The sequence below is a fragment of the Ascidiaceihabitans sp. genome (assembly GCF_039986515.1).
Lineage (GTDB): Bacteria > Pseudomonadota > Alphaproteobacteria > Rhodobacterales > Rhodobacteraceae > Ascidiaceihabitans.
On the sequence record NZ_JBDWQO010000007.1, the window covers coordinates 564,533 to 579,857 of the forward strand.

A 15,325-nucleotide genomic window follows, 5' to 3' on the forward strand; every position below is an offset into this window, starting at 1 on the left:
ATATTCCGACCCCACTGAGCGGGTATGGTGAAAAGGTATCACGGCAGCTTCCCAAGCTTTAGTTACGAGTTCGATTCTCGTTACCCGCTCCAGAATTTACTTTAGCGCCTGTTGCATCCGCGTCCTGCAGGCCTCACCTCTGTCGAAACTGGTAAAAGGGCGTGCATCATGGCGGATAGTTTTTGGTCGGTTGCAACAGATGTGTCTGTTGCAAGACGTGCGGGTAAAATCGCTTTGATTGTCGGAACCGTGTTGATGGCCATCAATTACGGGGATCATATTCTTAAAGGTGACATGGATATACGCGCCATCTTGAAATGTCTGGCGACGTATCTGGTGCCATACTGCGTTTCCACATATTCATCGGTTATGGCGGTCAGGGATCGCACTCAAACATTGGAGCCTGATGCATGAATATTTTGTTCATCATGTATGACCAGTTGCGGTTCGACTACCTTGGTTGTGCGGGGCATCCGCATCTGGAGACCCCGCATTTTGACCGTGTGGCCAATATGGGGGTGCGCTTTACAAATGCCTATGTGCAAAGCCCGATTTGCGGGGCGTCCCGCATGTCCACCTACACAGGGCGCTATGCATCGTCACACGGGGCGCAATGGAACGGCTTTCCGTTGCGTGTGGGCGAACAGACCATGGGGGATCACCTGCGTAAACTGGGTATGGACTGCTGGTTGATTGGCAAGACCCACATGAAAGCAGATGCAGAAGGAATGGCGCGTTTGGGGCTGGAAGCAGACAGCCTGATCGGGGTGCGCCAAGCGGAATGCGGGTTTGACGCATGGGTGCGTGATGATGGTCTTTGGGGTGAAGGTCCAGACGGATTTTATGACGAAAAAAGATCGCCTTACAACGAATACTTAAAGTCGAAAGGGTATGCTGGCGAAAACCCGTGGGCAGACTATGCCAATGCGGGGCTTGAAGACGGGCACGCCGCCAGCGGATGGATGTTCAAAAACGCGGACTTGCCTGCCAACATTCGTGAAGAAGACAGCGAAACGCCGTGGTTGACCTCCGAAACCATCCGGTTTGTCGATCAGGCCAAAGGGCCGTGGTGCGCGCATGTCAGCTATATCAAGCCACATTGGCCCTACATCGTACCTGCACCCTATCACGACATGTACGGCCCAGATCATGTACCGGCTGCTAAACGCGATCCCGTTGAATTGGAAAACACGCACCCCGTGTTGAAAGCCTTCATGGACGGCAAAGTCGGTCAGGCCTTTCAAAATGAAGCAACCCGTCAGAAGGTCATTCCGGCTTATATGGGGTTGATCAAGCAATGCGACGATCAATTGGGCCGGTTGCTTGCGCATCTTGAAGAGACCGACCAGCTGAACGACACCATGATCGTGTTAACGTCGGATCACGGTGATTATCTTGGCGATCACTATCTGGGCGAAAAGAACCTGTTCCATGACCCTTCGGTGAAGGTGCCGATGATCATTTACGACCCAAGACCGACAGCGAACGAAACGCGCGGCACAACGTGTGATGCACTAGTGGAAAGCATCGATCTCGCGCCGACCTTTGTGGACGCGGCCGGAGGCAGCGTGCCCGACCATATCCTTGAAGGGCGCAGCCTGATTCCTTGGATCAACGGGGACACGCCGGAATGGCGTGCGTATGCCGTTTCAGAATACGATTACTCTGCAACGCCGATTGGGCCAAGTTTGGGCTTGGAGCCGCGCGATTGCCGATTGTTTATGGTCTACGACGGGCGCTACAAACTGATGCATGCAGAAGGTGGGCTACGGCCTATGCTGTTCGATTTGCAAAGTGACCCCGGTGAAATTCACGACCTTTGCAAAACGGATCAAAACGCTGATATTGTTGATAAAATGTACGGGTATTTGCACAGTTGGGGCTTGCGTATGTCGCAACGTGTGACCCGCTCGGAACAAGATATCCGTGACATGCGCGGCCAAAGCGTGCGCCGCGGGATTTTGCCGTTCATGCATGACGGGTCGGAAGTGCCTGACGCATTGACTGAGAAATACCGCCGCCCCGTCAGCCAAAACCACCTAAAAGACATCGATTGAAAGGGGTGCGGGCGCCTTTATAGACGCCCGCCACTTTCACTTGCCGATCAAAACTTCGCCGAATTCTTCCTTCAGCTTGCGTTTTAGGACTTTGCCAGTCGCCCCCAAAGGCAACGCATCAACAAAGACGACTTCATCCGGTATTTGCCATTTGGCAATCTTGTCATCAAAGGCCGCCAGAACGTCAGCCGCACTTGGGTCAGCCCCTTCTGCTTTCACGGCGATCAGAATGGGGCGTTCGTCCCATTTTTCGTGACGCGCCCCGATGACAGCCGCATTGGCCAGATCGGGATGGGCAATGGCGATGTTTTCCAGATCCACGGACGAAATCCATTCGCCGCCAGACTTGATGATGTCCTTGGACCGGTCTTTGATGCTGAGATAGCCATCAGGGTCGATGGTTGCCACATCGCCCGTATCGAACCACCCGTCTGTCAGGGTCTCATCGCTGGTTTTGCGGAAATAGGCGTCCAGAACCCAATGGCCCCGCACCAACAAATCGCCTTGGGCTTCGCCGTCCTCGGGCAAGGTGGCCCCTGTGTCATCGACGATTTTCATCTCAACACCCCAAACCGGGCGCCCTTGATTTTCACGCAGCTTGTTTTGTTCGGCTTGTGGCAAATCGCCATGTTTGGCCAACGGCTGGTTTGCTGTGCCAAGTGGCGACATTTCCGTCATGCCCCAGGCGTGAATGGTTTCGACGTTGTATGTGTCGCGGAACGTGTCGATCATCGACGGCGGGCAAGCGGATCCGCCCACAACCGTGCGTGTCAGGCTTTCCAGCTTCGATCCCGCTTTTTCCGCCTCGCCCAAAAGCCCCAGCCAGATTGTGGGAACACCCAAAGCCGTGGTGACGTTGTAGGTATCGATCAAATTGACCAACGACGCGCCATCCAGGCCAGGCCCCGGCATCACCATACGTGCGCCCACCATGGCACAGGCATAGGGCGTGCCCCAGGCATTGACGTGGAACATGGGCACAACAGGCAGAACAACATCCATCGCCGAATTGCCAATGCAGTCTTTCAGGTTGGACGCAAAAGCGTGCAACACAGTTGAGCGGTGCGAATAAAGAACGCCTTTGGGATTGCCCGTGGTCCCGGAGGTATAGCACAATGATGACGCTGTGTTTTCGTCGATCTCGGGCCACTCGAAGTTTGCATCGCCTTCGGCAATGAAGTCGTCGTAGAATTTCAAACCTTCGATCTTGGCTGCGGCCTCTTCGTCGCGCCCTTCCATCAACACAACATGTTCCAAATGGGGGCATTTGTCGCGAATGGCCGCGACCAAAGGCACAAATGTCGCATCAATAAACAGGACTTTGTCTTCGGCGTGGTTGATGATGTAGACCAACTGTTCCGGAAAAAGGCGTGGGTTGATGGTGTGGCATACGAAACCCGCACCGGACACACCAAAGTAAATCTCAAGATGGCGGCGGTTGTTCCATGCGATGGTGGCACAGCGGGCTTGTGGGTCTAGACCCAGTTTGGTCAAGACATCGCCCAAACGCCGTGCATTCGCACCGACTTCCCCCCAGCTGGTGGTCTCGATCCCCCCGCCTGTATTTACGGAAAACACTTCGGTTTTCCCATGATAGCGCGCGGCGTGATCCACAAGTGACGAAATGGTCAAAGCGGATGTCATCATTTGGCCAAGCATTGGCACCTCCCAATTTTCTTTAACTCGCGCCAAACAAAACCATGGCGCTCTCCCTTGGTGCAGACCCTGCATGTGCAGACACGCGCTTGCAAGCCCCATGCTGGATCGCTAGTTGGTGACGTTATGTCACCACGCTATCATACCAACCTGACCGAGGCCGAGCAACGCGCCGAAGGTATCACGGAACCCGCCCCTTTGGCCTATGCCGACCGCGTACACCACGATGAATTGGACGCACTGCTGCATGTGAACAACGTGCGGTATTTTGTGTGGTTTGAACGACTGCGGGTGCGGTTTATGGAAATGCACAACATCGGCACAATCGGTGACGAAACCAGCCCGCGCATCGTGGTGCGTGGCGGCAGCGTGCGCTACATAGAAGAGATGCTGCGCAACGAAGACTACATCGTGACCACGCGGTGCACGGAAATGCGCACAACCTCGCTAACGCTGTGTCAAACGATTTGGGCGCAGGGGCGCAAACGGGCGACGTTTGATTGCGTGATGGTGCTGCTTAAACAAGACGGCACGGGGCGCCAGCCGATCCCCGAAACCATTAAGCAACAGCTGATCAACACTGATGGGGCAGTCCAAGCCCACTGATCCGTCTTCATCTCGCAAAGAAAACCTCGGGGTCTGGGGCTGGCCCCAGTCCGACACTTAGGGCGTGCGGTGCCGTTGCACAAAATCGACCAACGCTTGTGTCGACCCGTCTTTACCGTCCGCGCTTTGTGCACCTTCCACAACGGGTTGTAAGGCCGTTGCAAGTTCTTTGCCCAATTCCACACCCCATTGGTCAAACGAATTGATGCCCAGAATGACACCCTCAACAAACACCCGGTGCTCATAAAGGGATATGATTTGCCCCAGAACAAAAGGGTCCAGCTTTGGGTAGGCCAAAGTGATAGAAGGACGATTGCCGGAAAACACACGGTGGGCTGCCTGACGGTCCAGTTCTGCACCCTCAAAACCCTTCTTGCGCATCAACGCGCGGGCCTCATCTGTTGACCGCCCGCGCATCAAAGCTTCGGATTGCGCGAGGCAATTGGCGACCAGCAAATGATGGTGATGTTCCAGATCAGGCTCATGGCCCTGAGCGGCAATCATGAATTCGCACGGGATCGTGCGGGTGCCTTGATGGATCAACTGGTAAAACGCGTGCTGGCCGTTGGTGCCGGGCGCGCCCCAGACAACGGGGCCTGTGTGCACAGGAACATCCGATCCGTCCATCCGCACAGACTTGCCATTGCTTTCCATTTCAAGCTGCTGGAAATAGGCTGGCAGTTGCCCCAGACGTTGATCGTAAGGCAACACGGCACGGGTGGTGTGCCCGCAAAACTGGTTGTGCCAAATCCCGACCAATGCATGCATCAAAGGCATGTTTTCAGCGCCCTGCGCGGCCTGAAAATGTACGTCCATCGCCTGTCCACCGCGCAAAAACGCCATGAACCCGCGCCGACCGATGCCAATCATGAGACTTAGGCCAATTGGCCCCCACAGCGAATAGCGCCCCCCCACCCAGTCTTCAAATCCGAACACGCGTCCGGGTGGAATGCCAAACTGTGACGTGCCCTCTTCCGAGGTGCTCAGGGCTGCAAACTGTGTGCCCGGATCGCCACCACCCTCTGACATCCACGCCCGTGCGGTGCGGGCGTTGGTCATGGTTTCAATGGTTGTGAATGTTTTCGACGCCACAATCACCAGTGTCGTTTTGGGATCAAGGCCGCGCAATGTGTCAGACACATCCGCCGCATCAACATTAGATACAAAATGCACCGCAGGTCCATCATGATATGGGCTTAGGGCCTGTACGGCCATGGCGGGACCAAGATCAGAGCCACCAATCCCGATATTGACGACATCGGTGATCTTGCTGGACCGAATTTCGTCCGCAAAGGTGCCCATCCGCCCCAGCGTGTCCAAAACGCCCGGCATGACGTCAGAGCCATCCACCAGAACCGGACCGCCATCCAGATTGCGCAATGCGGTGTGCAACACGGCGCGGCCTTCGGTCTGGTTGATCTTTTGGCCGCTGAACATTGCATCGCGGTGCGCCGTGACATCGGCAGCTTCGGCCAGTGCCAACAAGGCGTCGCGGGTTTCGGCGTCAATGTTGGTTTTGGAATAGTCCAACCGCATGTCAGAGGTGTCACACCGAAACGTATCGGCGTGGCTGGTGTCGTCAAACAACGATAGAAATTTACGGTCTGCGGTTGCTGTGTGACGGGCTTCCACATCGGCCCAAGCGTCTGAAAATGTCATGCGGCCCAATGTACTGTTGCCCCCTGTACCACGGCGTTGATTGGTGCGTCTTCGGGGGGCGCATCCATGGCAGCTTCCAATGCTGCGCGTTTGTCATCGCCAAATATCACAAGATGTTTTTGCACAGCGCTGTTCAAAACCGGTGCGCTTAACGTCACGCGGGGTTCTTGGCCCTCCGCTTGTACCGCGCATAAGTGCGGCGCATCGGCAGCCATAGCGTCTGACAGTCCCAACGCACCGGGAAACAATGAGGCCGTGTGCATATCGGCGCCCATGCCAAGCACCACAACGTCCAGTGGCACATGCTGCTCAACCAGACCAGAGGTCTGCGCGGCCCCCTCTTTGGCCTCCTTGCCATCTACGTAATACGGCACAAAATGCGCGTCTGCGGCCCTGTCCATCAACAGGTGCCGATACAGCAGCCCGGCGTTTGAGCGGGCATGATCCGCAGGCACCCACCGTTCGTCGGTCAAAAGCACATCCACGCGGGCCCAATCCAGATCAGCCGCGCACAGCACATCGAAAATGGGTGCCGGCGTGGTGCCGCCGGGAACGGCAATCGATACGCGGTCAGGACCGACAAGGGCCATATTCAAGTCAGTCACAATTTGCTGGGCCACGTCCACCACAAGCATTTCACGGTCAGGATATTCTTTGAACTTCATGGTCTTACCTCGCGCCAGATACGCCCGTCACGGGCAAGAAGCTGGTCTGCATCTGTTGGGCCGTTGCTGCCTGAATCGTATGGTTTGGGCACATCACCCCGCGCCGTCCAGCCGTCGATGATAGGATCGGTCCAAGCCCATGCGGCTTCGACCTCGTCACCGCGCATGAATAGCGTTTGGTTTCCGCGAATGACATCCATAATCAACCGCTCATAGGCATCGGGCGGATCACCGCCGTCTTCGCCCAAGGCTTCGGCAAAGCTCATGTCCAGCGGCACATCGACCAGACGCATGCCCCCCGGCCCGGGTTCCTTGATGGTCACTTTCATCGTGATGCCCTCGTTGGGCTGCAGGCGGATAGACAACACGTTGCGGTGGTCTTCGCCGTCTTCTTCAAAGATGGAATGGTTGCGCGCCTTGAACACAACTGTGATTTCGCTGGACCGTGCCGACATGCGTTTGCCCGTGCGCAAATAGAATGGAATGCCAGCCCACCGCCAGTTGGAAATGCCGACCTTCATAGCCACAAAGCTTTCGGTTTTGGACCGCGCATCACCTACGGCTTCACGGAAATCGGGATTGTCAGGACCCGCTGCATATTGGCCACGCACAATGTGGTGCGGCTCAACTTTGTCCAAGGCGCGGATCACCTTTAGCTTTTCGTCCCGCACAGCGCCCGGATCAAACTTGGCCGGAGGTTCCATCGCAATCAGGCACAACAGCTGCATCAGGTGGTTTTGCACCATATCGCGCATCGCCCCCGATTTGTCATAGTATTCGCCCCTGCCCCCGACGCCTACGGTTTCGGCCACAGTGATCTGGATATGATCGACATATTGCGCGTTCCACAAAGGTTCGAACAGCGTATTGCCGAAGCGGACCGCCATCAGGTTTTGCACGGTTTCTTTGCCCAGATAATGATCAATCCGGTAGATTTGGCTTTCATCGAAATGCTCGGCCAAGGATGCATTCAGCGCCTTGGCGGTCTTCAAATCGCGCCCAAAGGGCTTTTCCACCACGATGCGGCTTTGATCATCAGCAAGACCGTGGCTGTGCAACCGTTCGGCCAGATCACCAAACAGGCTGGGCGCTACAGAGAAATAGTAGGCACGCACCTGAACGCTGTCGCGCATCAGGTCGCTCAGTTCGGACCACCCCGTTTCACCGCGCGCATCAATCGCCACATAATGCAACCGATCCAGAAAGGCATCCAATGTGCCGTCTTCGCAAGACCGACCGCCGCCAAATTCGCGGATGGCCTCGGCCACCATGGTCTTATAACCTGCCGCATCCATGTCTGATCGCGCGGCCCCGATCACCCGTGCCCCGTCAGGCATTTGCCCCGCGCAGTAGCGACGAAACAACCCAGGCAAGATCTTGCGGCGTGCCAAATCCCCCGTGCCACCGAAGATCACCAGATCGAATGCTTCGACGGGAATGATGCGAGATACCATGCTAAGTCTTCCTTAAGTCTTCCAGAGCCTATGTTACCGCTAACGGCGTCTACAGATATTCTACCTGTTGCGCAACATAAACGACAAAGTTCACAATGGTGTCAAAGGGGGAGACGCCGCCTTTTGTCTTGTCACGCTTTGCGCTAGGTCCCATGTACCACACGTAGCCAACCGAAAGGCGTCTTATGAAAGACCTCGATACATCCGCAAATCTTGGGAAGTTTCAAGACAGCGCCGTAACCGCCAAAGGTGAGGCACGCGCGACGGTGGCGTTGACCAATCCGCAAACGCTTTGGTTCAACACGGGCACGCTGTGCAACATTGAATGTGTGAACTGCTATATCGAAAGTAGCCCCACCAATGATGCGCTGGTCTATATAACCGCCGACGAAGTGCAGGATTATCTAAACCAGATCAAAGCGCGCAAATGGCCTGTGACGGAAATCGCCTTCACCGGCGGTGAGCCCTTTATGAACCCACAGATGATCGAAATCATGCGTCGGTCGCTGGACGCAGGCTATGACGTTTTGGTTCTGACCAATGCCATGCGTCCGATGATGCGCAAAACCATGCAGGCTGGTATTCTGGAATTGAACGCCGCCTACCCCGGCAAGCTGACATTCCGCATTTCCGTGGACCATTACCGCGCCGATCTTCACGATGCCGAACGCGGTGCGGGTGCTTTGGAAAAGACCATCACCGGCATGGCATGGTTGCGCGACAACGGTGTGCGTATGGCTGTGGCCGGACGTTCTGTTTTTGGGGACAGCGACGAAGACAGCCGCGCAGGCTACGCCGCCTTCTATGCCGAACACGGGCTTGAGATCGACGCGCAAGACCCCGGCATGACCGTGCTGTTTCCCGAAATGGACGAAACAGTGGAAGTGCCCGAAATCACCACCGCTTGCTGGGGCATTCTGGATAAATCGCCTGATGCGGTCATGTGCGCCTCAAGCCGTATGGTGGTGAAGCGCAAGGGTGCTGCCACTCCGGCTGTGCTGGCCTGTACGCTTTTGCCTTATTCGCCAGAGTTTGAATTGGGCACATCGCTGGAAGAGGCGGAAAAAGATGTGGCCCTCAATCATCCGCATTGTGCCAAGTTCTGCGTTTTGGGCGGGGCCAGCTGTTCGGCGTAAAAACGATCTAATTCCCGTCACGCCATTGCACATCATCTATGCTGTCTGCTAGTCTTCGCATCAAGATATAGATGCAACAAGACATCGGGACAATCACGTGAACGATACGCCACAACCCCCTGAAAACGATGATGAAATGCGCCCCGAGCGTCCGGCTTATGACGGCCCAAGCATTTCGATCGAGCAAGAAATGCGCACGTCCTATCTGGACTATGCCATGTCGGTCATCGTGTCCCGCGCGATTCCGGACCTGCGAGACGGTCTGAAACCGGTCCACCGGCGCATTCTTTATGCGATGCACGAAACCGGAAACAGCCACGACAAAGCCTACCGCAAGTCGGCGCGTCCTGTTGGCGATGTGATGGGGAAATACCACCCGCACGGTGACAGCGCCATTTATGACGCCCTTGTGCGCATGGCGCAGGATTTTTCCATGTCGCTGCCGCTTTTGGATGGTCAGGGCAACTTTGGCTCTATGGATGGCGATAACGCGGCGGCCATGCGGTACACCGAAGTGCGCATGGACAAACCCGCAGCCTATCTTCTGAGCGATATCGACAAAGATACGGTTGATTTTCAAGACAACTACGATGGCAAGGACCGTGAACCGACAGTCCTGCCCGCCCGCTTCCCCAATATGCTGGTCAATGGGGCTGGCGGTATCGCGGTTGGCATGGCCACCAACATCCCGCCCCACAACCTGGGCGAAGTGATTGATGCGTGCCTTGCGCTGATTGAACAACCGGATCTCAGCTCCGAAGAATTGATCGAATATGTGCCGGGTCCGGACTTCCCCACAGGTGGGATCATGTTGGGCCGCACAGGGGCACGCAAGGCCTATCTTGAAGGGCGCGGCAGCGTCATTGTACGCGCCAAAACGCGTGTCGAAGAGATCAGGAAAGACCGTTATGCTATTGTTTTGGATGAAATTCCCTATCAGGTGAACAAGGCCACAATGATCGAGCGTATCGCGGAAGCTGCGCGCGACAAAAAGATCGAAGGCATCGCCCACGTTCAAGACGAATCCGATCGCAACGGTGTGCGCGTGGTGGTCGAACTGAAACGCGATGCCACAGCTGAAGTGGTCATGAACCAGCTGTTCCGCTTTACGCCGATGCAGACGTATTTCGGCTGTAACATGCTGGCGTTGAACGGTGGCAAACCGGAAACTTTGACGCTGCGCCGCTTCCTGACGTCGTTCATCGATTTTCGCGAAGACGTTGTGGCGCGTCGCACCGCCTATCTGCTGCGCAAGGCACGCGAACGCAGCCATATCCTATGTGGCTTGGCTGTTGCCGTCACCAACATCGACGAAATCGTTGCAGCGATCCGGTCTTCTGCCGATGCGGCGGAAGCGCGTGAAAAACTGATGACGCGGCGCTGGCCTGCGCAAGACATTTTACCTTATATCGCGCTTATCGACGATCCGACCCATACGGCCAACGACGATGGCACCTATAACCTCTCTGAGACTCAGGCACGCGCGATCCTCGAATTGCGCTTGCAGCGTTTGACCCAGATCGGTGTGAAAGAAGTCACAGACGAGCTGGAAGAGCTGGCAGGCAAGATCAAGGAATACCTTGAAATCCTGGGATCCCGCGAACGGATTATGGGCATCATTGCGGACGAACTGACGGAAATCAAAGACCAGTTTGCTGTTCCACGTCGCACGGAAATCGTCGACTGGTCCGGTGACATGGACGATGAAGACCTGATTGAACGCGAAGACATGGTCGTGACCGTGACGTCCGGGGGCTACATCAAACGGACACCTTTGATCGATTTCCGCGCCCAAAAGCGCGGCGGCAAAGGTGTGGCGGGGATGCAGACCAAAGAAGAGGACGTGATCACCACCCTCTTTGTGGCCAACACGCACACGCAGCTGCTGTTCTTTACGACTGACGGTATGGTCTACAAGCTGAAAACCTGGCGTTTGCCGCAAGGTGGACGCACGTCCAAAGGCAAAGCGATTGTGAATATCCTGCCGATCCCTGTTGGCGTCTCGATTGCCGCTATTATGCCAGTGGACCGTGATGAGGACGAATGGGATGATCTGCAGGTGGTGTTTGCGACCTCGGCAGGCACCGTGCGTCGCAACAAACTGTCGGATTTCACCAAAGTCATGCGCAACGGCAAGATCGCGATGAAATTTGAAGACGATCATGCCGAAACGACCCTGATCAATGCCCGCATCGCATCAAATGATGATGATGTGATGTTGGTCACAAGTTCTGGCCGTGCCATCCGCTTCCCCGCAACAGATGTGCGTGTCTTTAACTCACGTAACTCGGTTGGGGTCCGTGGTGTTAAGCTTAATGACAACGACGCGGTTGTTTCGATGTCCATCATCCGCCACTTCGATGCGACGTCTGACGAACGGGCGGCCTATCTGAAAATGCGGCGTGCTATGGCAGGCTTGGCCGACGATGCGGAAGCACCGGATGAAGAAGAAGGCAACGCAAATACCCAGCTGCCGCAAGAACGCTACGCTGAAATGTCTGCGGCTGAAAACTTAATTCTTACAATCACATCGCAAGGATCTGGTAAGCTTTCGTCCAGCCACGACTACCCTGTTCGGGGCCGCGGTGGCATGGGCGTCACCGCCATGGACAAAGCCATGCGCGGTGGCCCGATTGTGGCGTCTTTCCCTGTCGAGATGGACGACCAGATCATGCTGGCCACCTCTAAAGGTCAAAGCATCCGTGTACCTGTTGACGGCATCAGCTTCCGGTCCCGCAGCGCAGGTGGTGTCAAAGTATTCAACACCGGCAAAAACGAAGAAGTGGTCAGCGTCGCTTGGATTGCCGATCAAGGCGACGAAGACGAAGGCACGACAGAGGCCTGAGGCGAACTGCGACGCGCATCGGTGATGGGTGTTGCCCTGCGCTATGACGGTTTTGTCCTGCCCTGCACTGTTGGATACAGTGGTTATGACTGAAAAACCAAAATGCGCGTCCAGACCGGGTGCGCATTTTGCGTGTCGGGCCACTGTAATATGGCGTGCCAACGGTCCTTGGGTCACGCGCAGCATCCAGATAGTGTTGCATTGATGCCACGGCACTCATTGTTAAAAACACCTAATTACAGAGGGTTACGGATGCGCTTGCCCTCCCTTTCGGCAAACCTTAACAAACAGTTATCTAATCAATTGAGCGTTAAGGGTTAAATGATGCGTAGCTTTTTTATAACAGCGGCAACACTCGCAATGGCCGGAACAACCGCAGCAGCCGAGGTGAACTATGCCAATGCTTTTGCAAAATATCACGATCTGGACGCGGGCGGCGCCAGCACGGATTTGACCGTTTATGGCGGTGCGATCGAATTTGGCACAGGTGCTTGGACTTTCTCGGGTGAAATCGGCGTATTTGATCTGGAAGGCAATGACCTGACGACCTTTTCGGTTGGCGGCGAATATGCCTTTTCCAACGGGTTCAGCCTTGGTCTGGACCATGCCCGCATCGACATCGACGGGTTCTCGGCAGACTTCGACCTAACGTCGATCTATGGCTACTACGATTTCGGTGACTATGCCTTGGGTCTGTCTGTCGGTGACGGTGATGATCTGGACGATCCGGTTGTGTCCATTTTCGGCACATGGGACGTGACGCCGACAGGGCGCCTTGGTCTGGACATCATGGAAATCGAAGATGAGACTTTGGTTGCAGGCTATGCCGACTATCAGGCCGACGCCTACGAGATCGGCGCCACTTTGCTGTCCACAGACGGCCTGGATGTTTTTGCAGTCAGCGGTGCCTATAATTTCAACAACGGTCTTTCCATCATCGGTTCTTTGGGTACTGCGGATCTGATCGGCAACGATCTGACGTCCGTGTCCATTGGTGGCGCCTATGAATTCGCTCCGGGTGTTTCGGCAGAGCTGAGTGTTGGCCGTTTGTCCGCAGGCGGCGGTGCTGACATCGACGTTGTGACATTTGGTCTGCAATATGAAACTGGCCGCAAGACAACCTCGCGCCGATCTTTGACCAACATCATCAACCACGCCACAGGCAACATTGTTGGTCTGAGCAGCTTCTGATCCCTTTGCGGCATCCAAAATGAAAGGCCCCGCAAATTGCGGGGCCTTTTTCGATTAAATCGCTTTAATCGGATGCCAACCGGTCACCCAGCCACCAGCCCCAGTCAGTTCGTTGTGGTCGTTGTCGATGGCGACCCGTCGCTGCCTGACACCAGCGCAATGAACACCAACGCGCCCAATGCTGCCCCGCCGCCTGCGGCAAGGCTGCCTTGGAATGCCGGTGTGTTTCCGGTTTGCACGCAAGGTCGTGACGGAACGCCGTCTACGTCGATGACATCGGGCCGGCAGTTGTAAGTTGCGCCATCGGCGCCCGTCACTTCCAACGAATAAACATCGTCACCCGAAGGGCCCACAACGCCTGTTTGTTGCGTCTGTTGTGCAAATGCGAGGTTGCCTGCAACCAGCGCAATCGATGTGGCAATTACAAATTTTCTCATAGCGTTTTCACTCCCAGTGATGATGTGCACCAGAATATGGTGAGCTGGGTGGAAACACATGGGAAGAAACAGCGTGTCACGTGACATGTGCAATACGCCGCCGAAACACTGTAAAATCACCTGAAAATCGGCAAAATACAGCTTAAAGCTTGTAAATATCGCTGAATTTTCGGTTGAGATATGCCAAAAGCGGCCTTGGTCCCGGCTCGATTCCGCTGGCCTTTGCGATCACGTCGCGGGGTTCATACAATCCGCCATAGGTTTGCACGTTGCTGCGCAGCCAATCGGTTGCGGCGGTTGTGTCGCCTTTGGCCAGATCGTCATCAAGGTCAGGCACTGCCTGTGTCATCGCTTCGTTCAGGCATCCTGCATAGACATTGCCCAAGGAATACGTCGGGAAATACCCGAACAGACCAATAGGCCAGTGCACATCCTGCAACAACCCGTTCGATGGCTTGTCGACCTCGTATCCGAAGTCAGCAGCAAAGCGATCGTTCCAGGCCGCTTCCAAATCTCCAACGGCCAAATCGCCAGACATCAAAGCACGCTCCAGATCAAAACGAAGCATGACGTGCAGGTTGTACTGTACTTCGTCTGCTTCGGTGCGGATGTAGCCGTCGTTCACACGGTTGACGGCTGCATAAAACGCTTCGGCATCGTCCAGACCAATGTCGCCAAAGGCCTCAACCATTTGTGTGTAAAGCCAGCTTGTGAAGGCCCGGCTGCGACCGATCTGGTTTTCGTAAATGCGGCTTTGGCTTTCATGCACGCCCATAGACACGCCCTGCCCCAACGGCGTCAAAAGGTAAGCGCGGTCGATGTTTTGTTCGTAGCAGGCGTGGCCAACTTCGTGGATTGTTGAATACAGGCAGTTGAAGGGATCGGTTTCCGAGGTGCGCGTGGTGATCCGCACATCCAGCCCCGACCCAGAGCTGAAGGGATGTACAGCCTTATCCACGCGCCCATGGCTCATGTCGTAGCCGAAGGTTTTGGCCAGCTGACGTGTCAGCTTCATCTGTTTGCTTTCGTCAAAGCGCCCTTCAAGGCGTTTGGGTTGTTCTGCTGCAATGATCGCTGCGCGCAAAGCTGTCAGTTCTGGACGCATGGCGTCGAACATGGTCGCCAGATCGGCCCCTGATGTGCCGGGTTCATAATCTGCCAGCATTGCATCATAGACATCTTCGCCGGCGGCCAGTGCCTGACCTTCCCAGCGCTTCAGCTTGATGATTTCCTCGAAGGTGGGCAAGAAGGCCGCCACATCGTCATTGCTGCGCGCCTCGGCCCATGTGCCTTGTGCGGTCGATGTGACACGCGCCAAAGTTGTTGCCAGATCAGCAGGCACTTTGTTGGCGCGTTCAAAACTGCGTGTGATGTGACGGACCTGTGCGCGGCCCGCATCATCAAGGTCGTCGGATTTGATCGCCGCCAACCAATCCCCAATGCGCGGATCTGTGCGGCGGGCATGTAACACGCTTTCGATTGCGGCCATTTCTTCACCGCGTTGGGCAGCTGCCCCGCGCGGCATCATGGTTTCCTGATCCCATTCCAGGCGCCCTGCGATCTGGCCAAGTGCCATTGTTTCGCGGGCATGTGCCGTCAGGTCTTGATATGCAGTCATG

12 protein-coding genes and 1 tRNA gene are annotated in these 15,325 nt (G+C 55.7%); 7 read left to right on the forward strand and 6 right to left on the reverse strand.

Annotated features, from left to right (window positions below; all coding sequences use genetic code 11):
• Positions 1–18: 18 nt before the first annotated feature.
• The 3 genes from ABJL60_RS05425 to ABJL60_RS05435 all read left to right on the forward strand — a co-directional run bounded on the left by ABJL60_RS05425 (position 19) and on the right by ABJL60_RS05435 (position 2,057).
• Positions 19–92: transfer RNA gene (locus ABJL60_RS05425), tRNA-Gly, on the forward strand.
• Positions 93–168: 76 nt separating this feature from the next.
• Positions 169–414, forward strand: coding sequence for a nitrate/nitrite transporter NrtS (nrtS, locus tag ABJL60_RS05430; protein ID WP_348375209.1), 246 nt, complete (start codon positions 169–171; stop codon positions 412–414).
• Positions 411–2,057, forward strand: coding sequence for a sulfatase-like hydrolase/transferase (locus ABJL60_RS05435; RefSeq protein WP_348375211.1), 1,647 nt, complete (start codon positions 411–413; stop codon positions 2,055–2,057). The genes nrtS and ABJL60_RS05435 overlap by 4 nt, the downstream gene beginning before the upstream one ends.
• A 36-nt stretch (positions 2,058–2,093) precedes the next feature.
• Here the strand turns inward: ABJL60_RS05435 and ABJL60_RS05440 are convergent, their stop codons facing one another.
• Entirely contained in the window at positions 2,094–3,716 is a 1,623-nt protein-coding gene (locus ABJL60_RS05440) for a long-chain-fatty-acid--CoA ligase (RefSeq protein WP_348291806.1), read from the reverse strand.
• Between the two features lie 123 nt (positions 3,717–3,839).
• Here ABJL60_RS05440 and ABJL60_RS05445 point away from each other — a divergent pair, with 123 nt between their 5' ends.
• The gene (locus ABJL60_RS05445; protein WP_348291805.1) at positions 3,840–4,319 is read left to right on the forward strand and encodes a thioesterase family protein; all 480 of its coding nucleotides are present in this window, start codon (positions 3,840–3,842) and stop codon (positions 4,317–4,319) included.
• Positions 4,320–4,376: 57 nt separating this feature from the next.
• Here ABJL60_RS05445 and pgi read toward each other — a convergent pair whose 3' ends face one another.
• The 3 genes from pgi to zwf are packed head-to-tail and all read right to left on the reverse strand — an operon-like array spanning position 4,377 to position 8,097.
• Positions 4,377–5,978, reverse strand: coding sequence for a glucose-6-phosphate isomerase (gene pgi, locus ABJL60_RS05450; RefSeq protein WP_348375212.1), 1,602 nt, complete (start codon positions 5,976–5,978; stop codon positions 4,377–4,379).
• The gene (gene pgl / locus ABJL60_RS05455) at positions 5,975–6,643 is read right to left on the reverse strand and encodes a 6-phosphogluconolactonase (protein ID WP_348375214.1); all 669 of its coding nucleotides are present in this window, start codon (positions 6,641–6,643) and stop codon (positions 5,975–5,977) included. The genes pgi and pgl overlap by 4 nt, the downstream gene beginning before the upstream one ends.
• Positions 6,640–8,097: a glucose-6-phosphate dehydrogenase gene (zwf, locus tag ABJL60_RS05460; protein WP_348291799.1), complete on the reverse strand. Its 1,458-nt coding sequence runs from the start codon at positions 8,095–8,097 to the stop codon at positions 6,640–6,642. Before zwf ends, pgl begins: the two co-directional genes overlap by 4 nt.
• Before the next feature lie 185 nt (positions 8,098–8,282).
• On the opposite strand from zwf, the gene ABJL60_RS05465 reads away from it, so the two are divergent.
• The 3 genes from ABJL60_RS05465 to ABJL60_RS05475 all read left to right on the forward strand — a co-directional run bounded on the left by ABJL60_RS05465 (position 8,283) and on the right by ABJL60_RS05475 (position 13,269).
• Positions 8,283–9,233, forward strand: a complete 951-nt coding sequence (locus ABJL60_RS05465) for a radical SAM protein (RefSeq protein WP_348375216.1) — start codon at positions 8,283–8,285, stop codon at positions 9,231–9,233.
• 136 nt (positions 9,234–9,369) lie between these two features.
• Positions 9,370–12,078, forward strand: coding sequence for a DNA gyrase subunit A (gyrA, locus tag ABJL60_RS05470; RefSeq protein ID WP_348375375.1), 2,709 nt, complete (start codon positions 9,370–9,372; stop codon positions 12,076–12,078).
• 321 nt (positions 12,079–12,399) lie between these two features.
• Positions 12,400–13,269, forward strand: coding sequence for a 2-isopropylmalate synthase (locus ABJL60_RS05475; protein WP_348431246.1), 870 nt, complete (start codon positions 12,400–12,402; stop codon positions 13,267–13,269).
• 104 nt (positions 13,270–13,373) lie between these two features.
• Here ABJL60_RS05475 and ABJL60_RS05480 read toward each other — a convergent pair whose 3' ends face one another.
• Positions 13,374–13,706, reverse strand: coding sequence for a hypothetical protein (locus ABJL60_RS05480; protein ID WP_348291794.1), 333 nt, complete (start codon positions 13,704–13,706; stop codon positions 13,374–13,376).
• 142 nt (positions 13,707–13,848) lie between these two features.
• Positions 13,849–15,324 (reverse strand): carboxypeptidase M32, encoded by a 1,476-nt coding sequence (locus tag ABJL60_RS05485; protein ID WP_348375220.1) that lies wholly within the window; start codon positions 15,322–15,324, stop codon positions 13,849–13,851.
• Position 15,325: the final 1 nt, after the last annotated feature.

Bases quoted from the DNA above. Each gene is read 5' to 3' on its own strand.
- nrtS (WP_348375209.1), top strand. From the start codon at position 169: ATGGCGGATAGTTTTTGGTCGGTTGCAACAGATGTGTCTGTTGCAAGA.
- ABJL60_RS05435 (WP_348375211.1), top strand. From the start codon at position 411: ATGAATATTTTGTTCATCATGTATGACCAGTTGCGGTTCGACTACCTT.
- ABJL60_RS05440 (WP_348291806.1), bottom strand. From the start codon at position 3,716: ATGCTTGGCCAAATGATGACATCCGCTTTGACCATTTCGTCACTTGTG.
- ABJL60_RS05445 (WP_348291805.1), top strand. From the start codon at position 3,840: ATGTCACCACGCTATCATACCAACCTGACCGAGGCCGAGCAACGCGCC.
- pgi (WP_348375212.1), bottom strand. From the start codon at position 5,978: ATGACATTTTCAGACGCTTGGGCCGATGTGGAAGCCCGTCACACAGCA.
- pgl (WP_348375214.1), bottom strand. From the start codon at position 6,643: ATGAAGTTCAAAGAATATCCTGACCGTGAAATGCTTGTGGTGGACGTG.
- zwf (WP_348291799.1), bottom strand. From the start codon at position 8,097: ATGGTATCTCGCATCATTCCCGTCGAAGCATTCGATCTGGTGATCTTC.
- ABJL60_RS05465 (WP_348375216.1), top strand. From the start codon at position 8,283: ATGAAAGACCTCGATACATCCGCAAATCTTGGGAAGTTTCAAGACAGC.
- gyrA (WP_348375375.1), top strand. From the start codon at position 9,370: ATGCGCCCCGAGCGTCCGGCTTATGACGGCCCAAGCATTTCGATCGAG.
- ABJL60_RS05475 (WP_348431246.1), top strand. From the start codon at position 12,400: ATGATGCGTAGCTTTTTTATAACAGCGGCAACACTCGCAATGGCCGGA.
- ABJL60_RS05480 (WP_348291794.1), bottom strand. From the start codon at position 13,706: ATGAGAAAATTTGTAATTGCCACATCGATTGCGCTGGTTGCAGGCAAC.
- ABJL60_RS05485 (WP_348375220.1), bottom strand. From the start codon at position 15,324: ATGACTGCATATCAAGACCTGACGGCACATGCCCGCGAAACAATGGCA.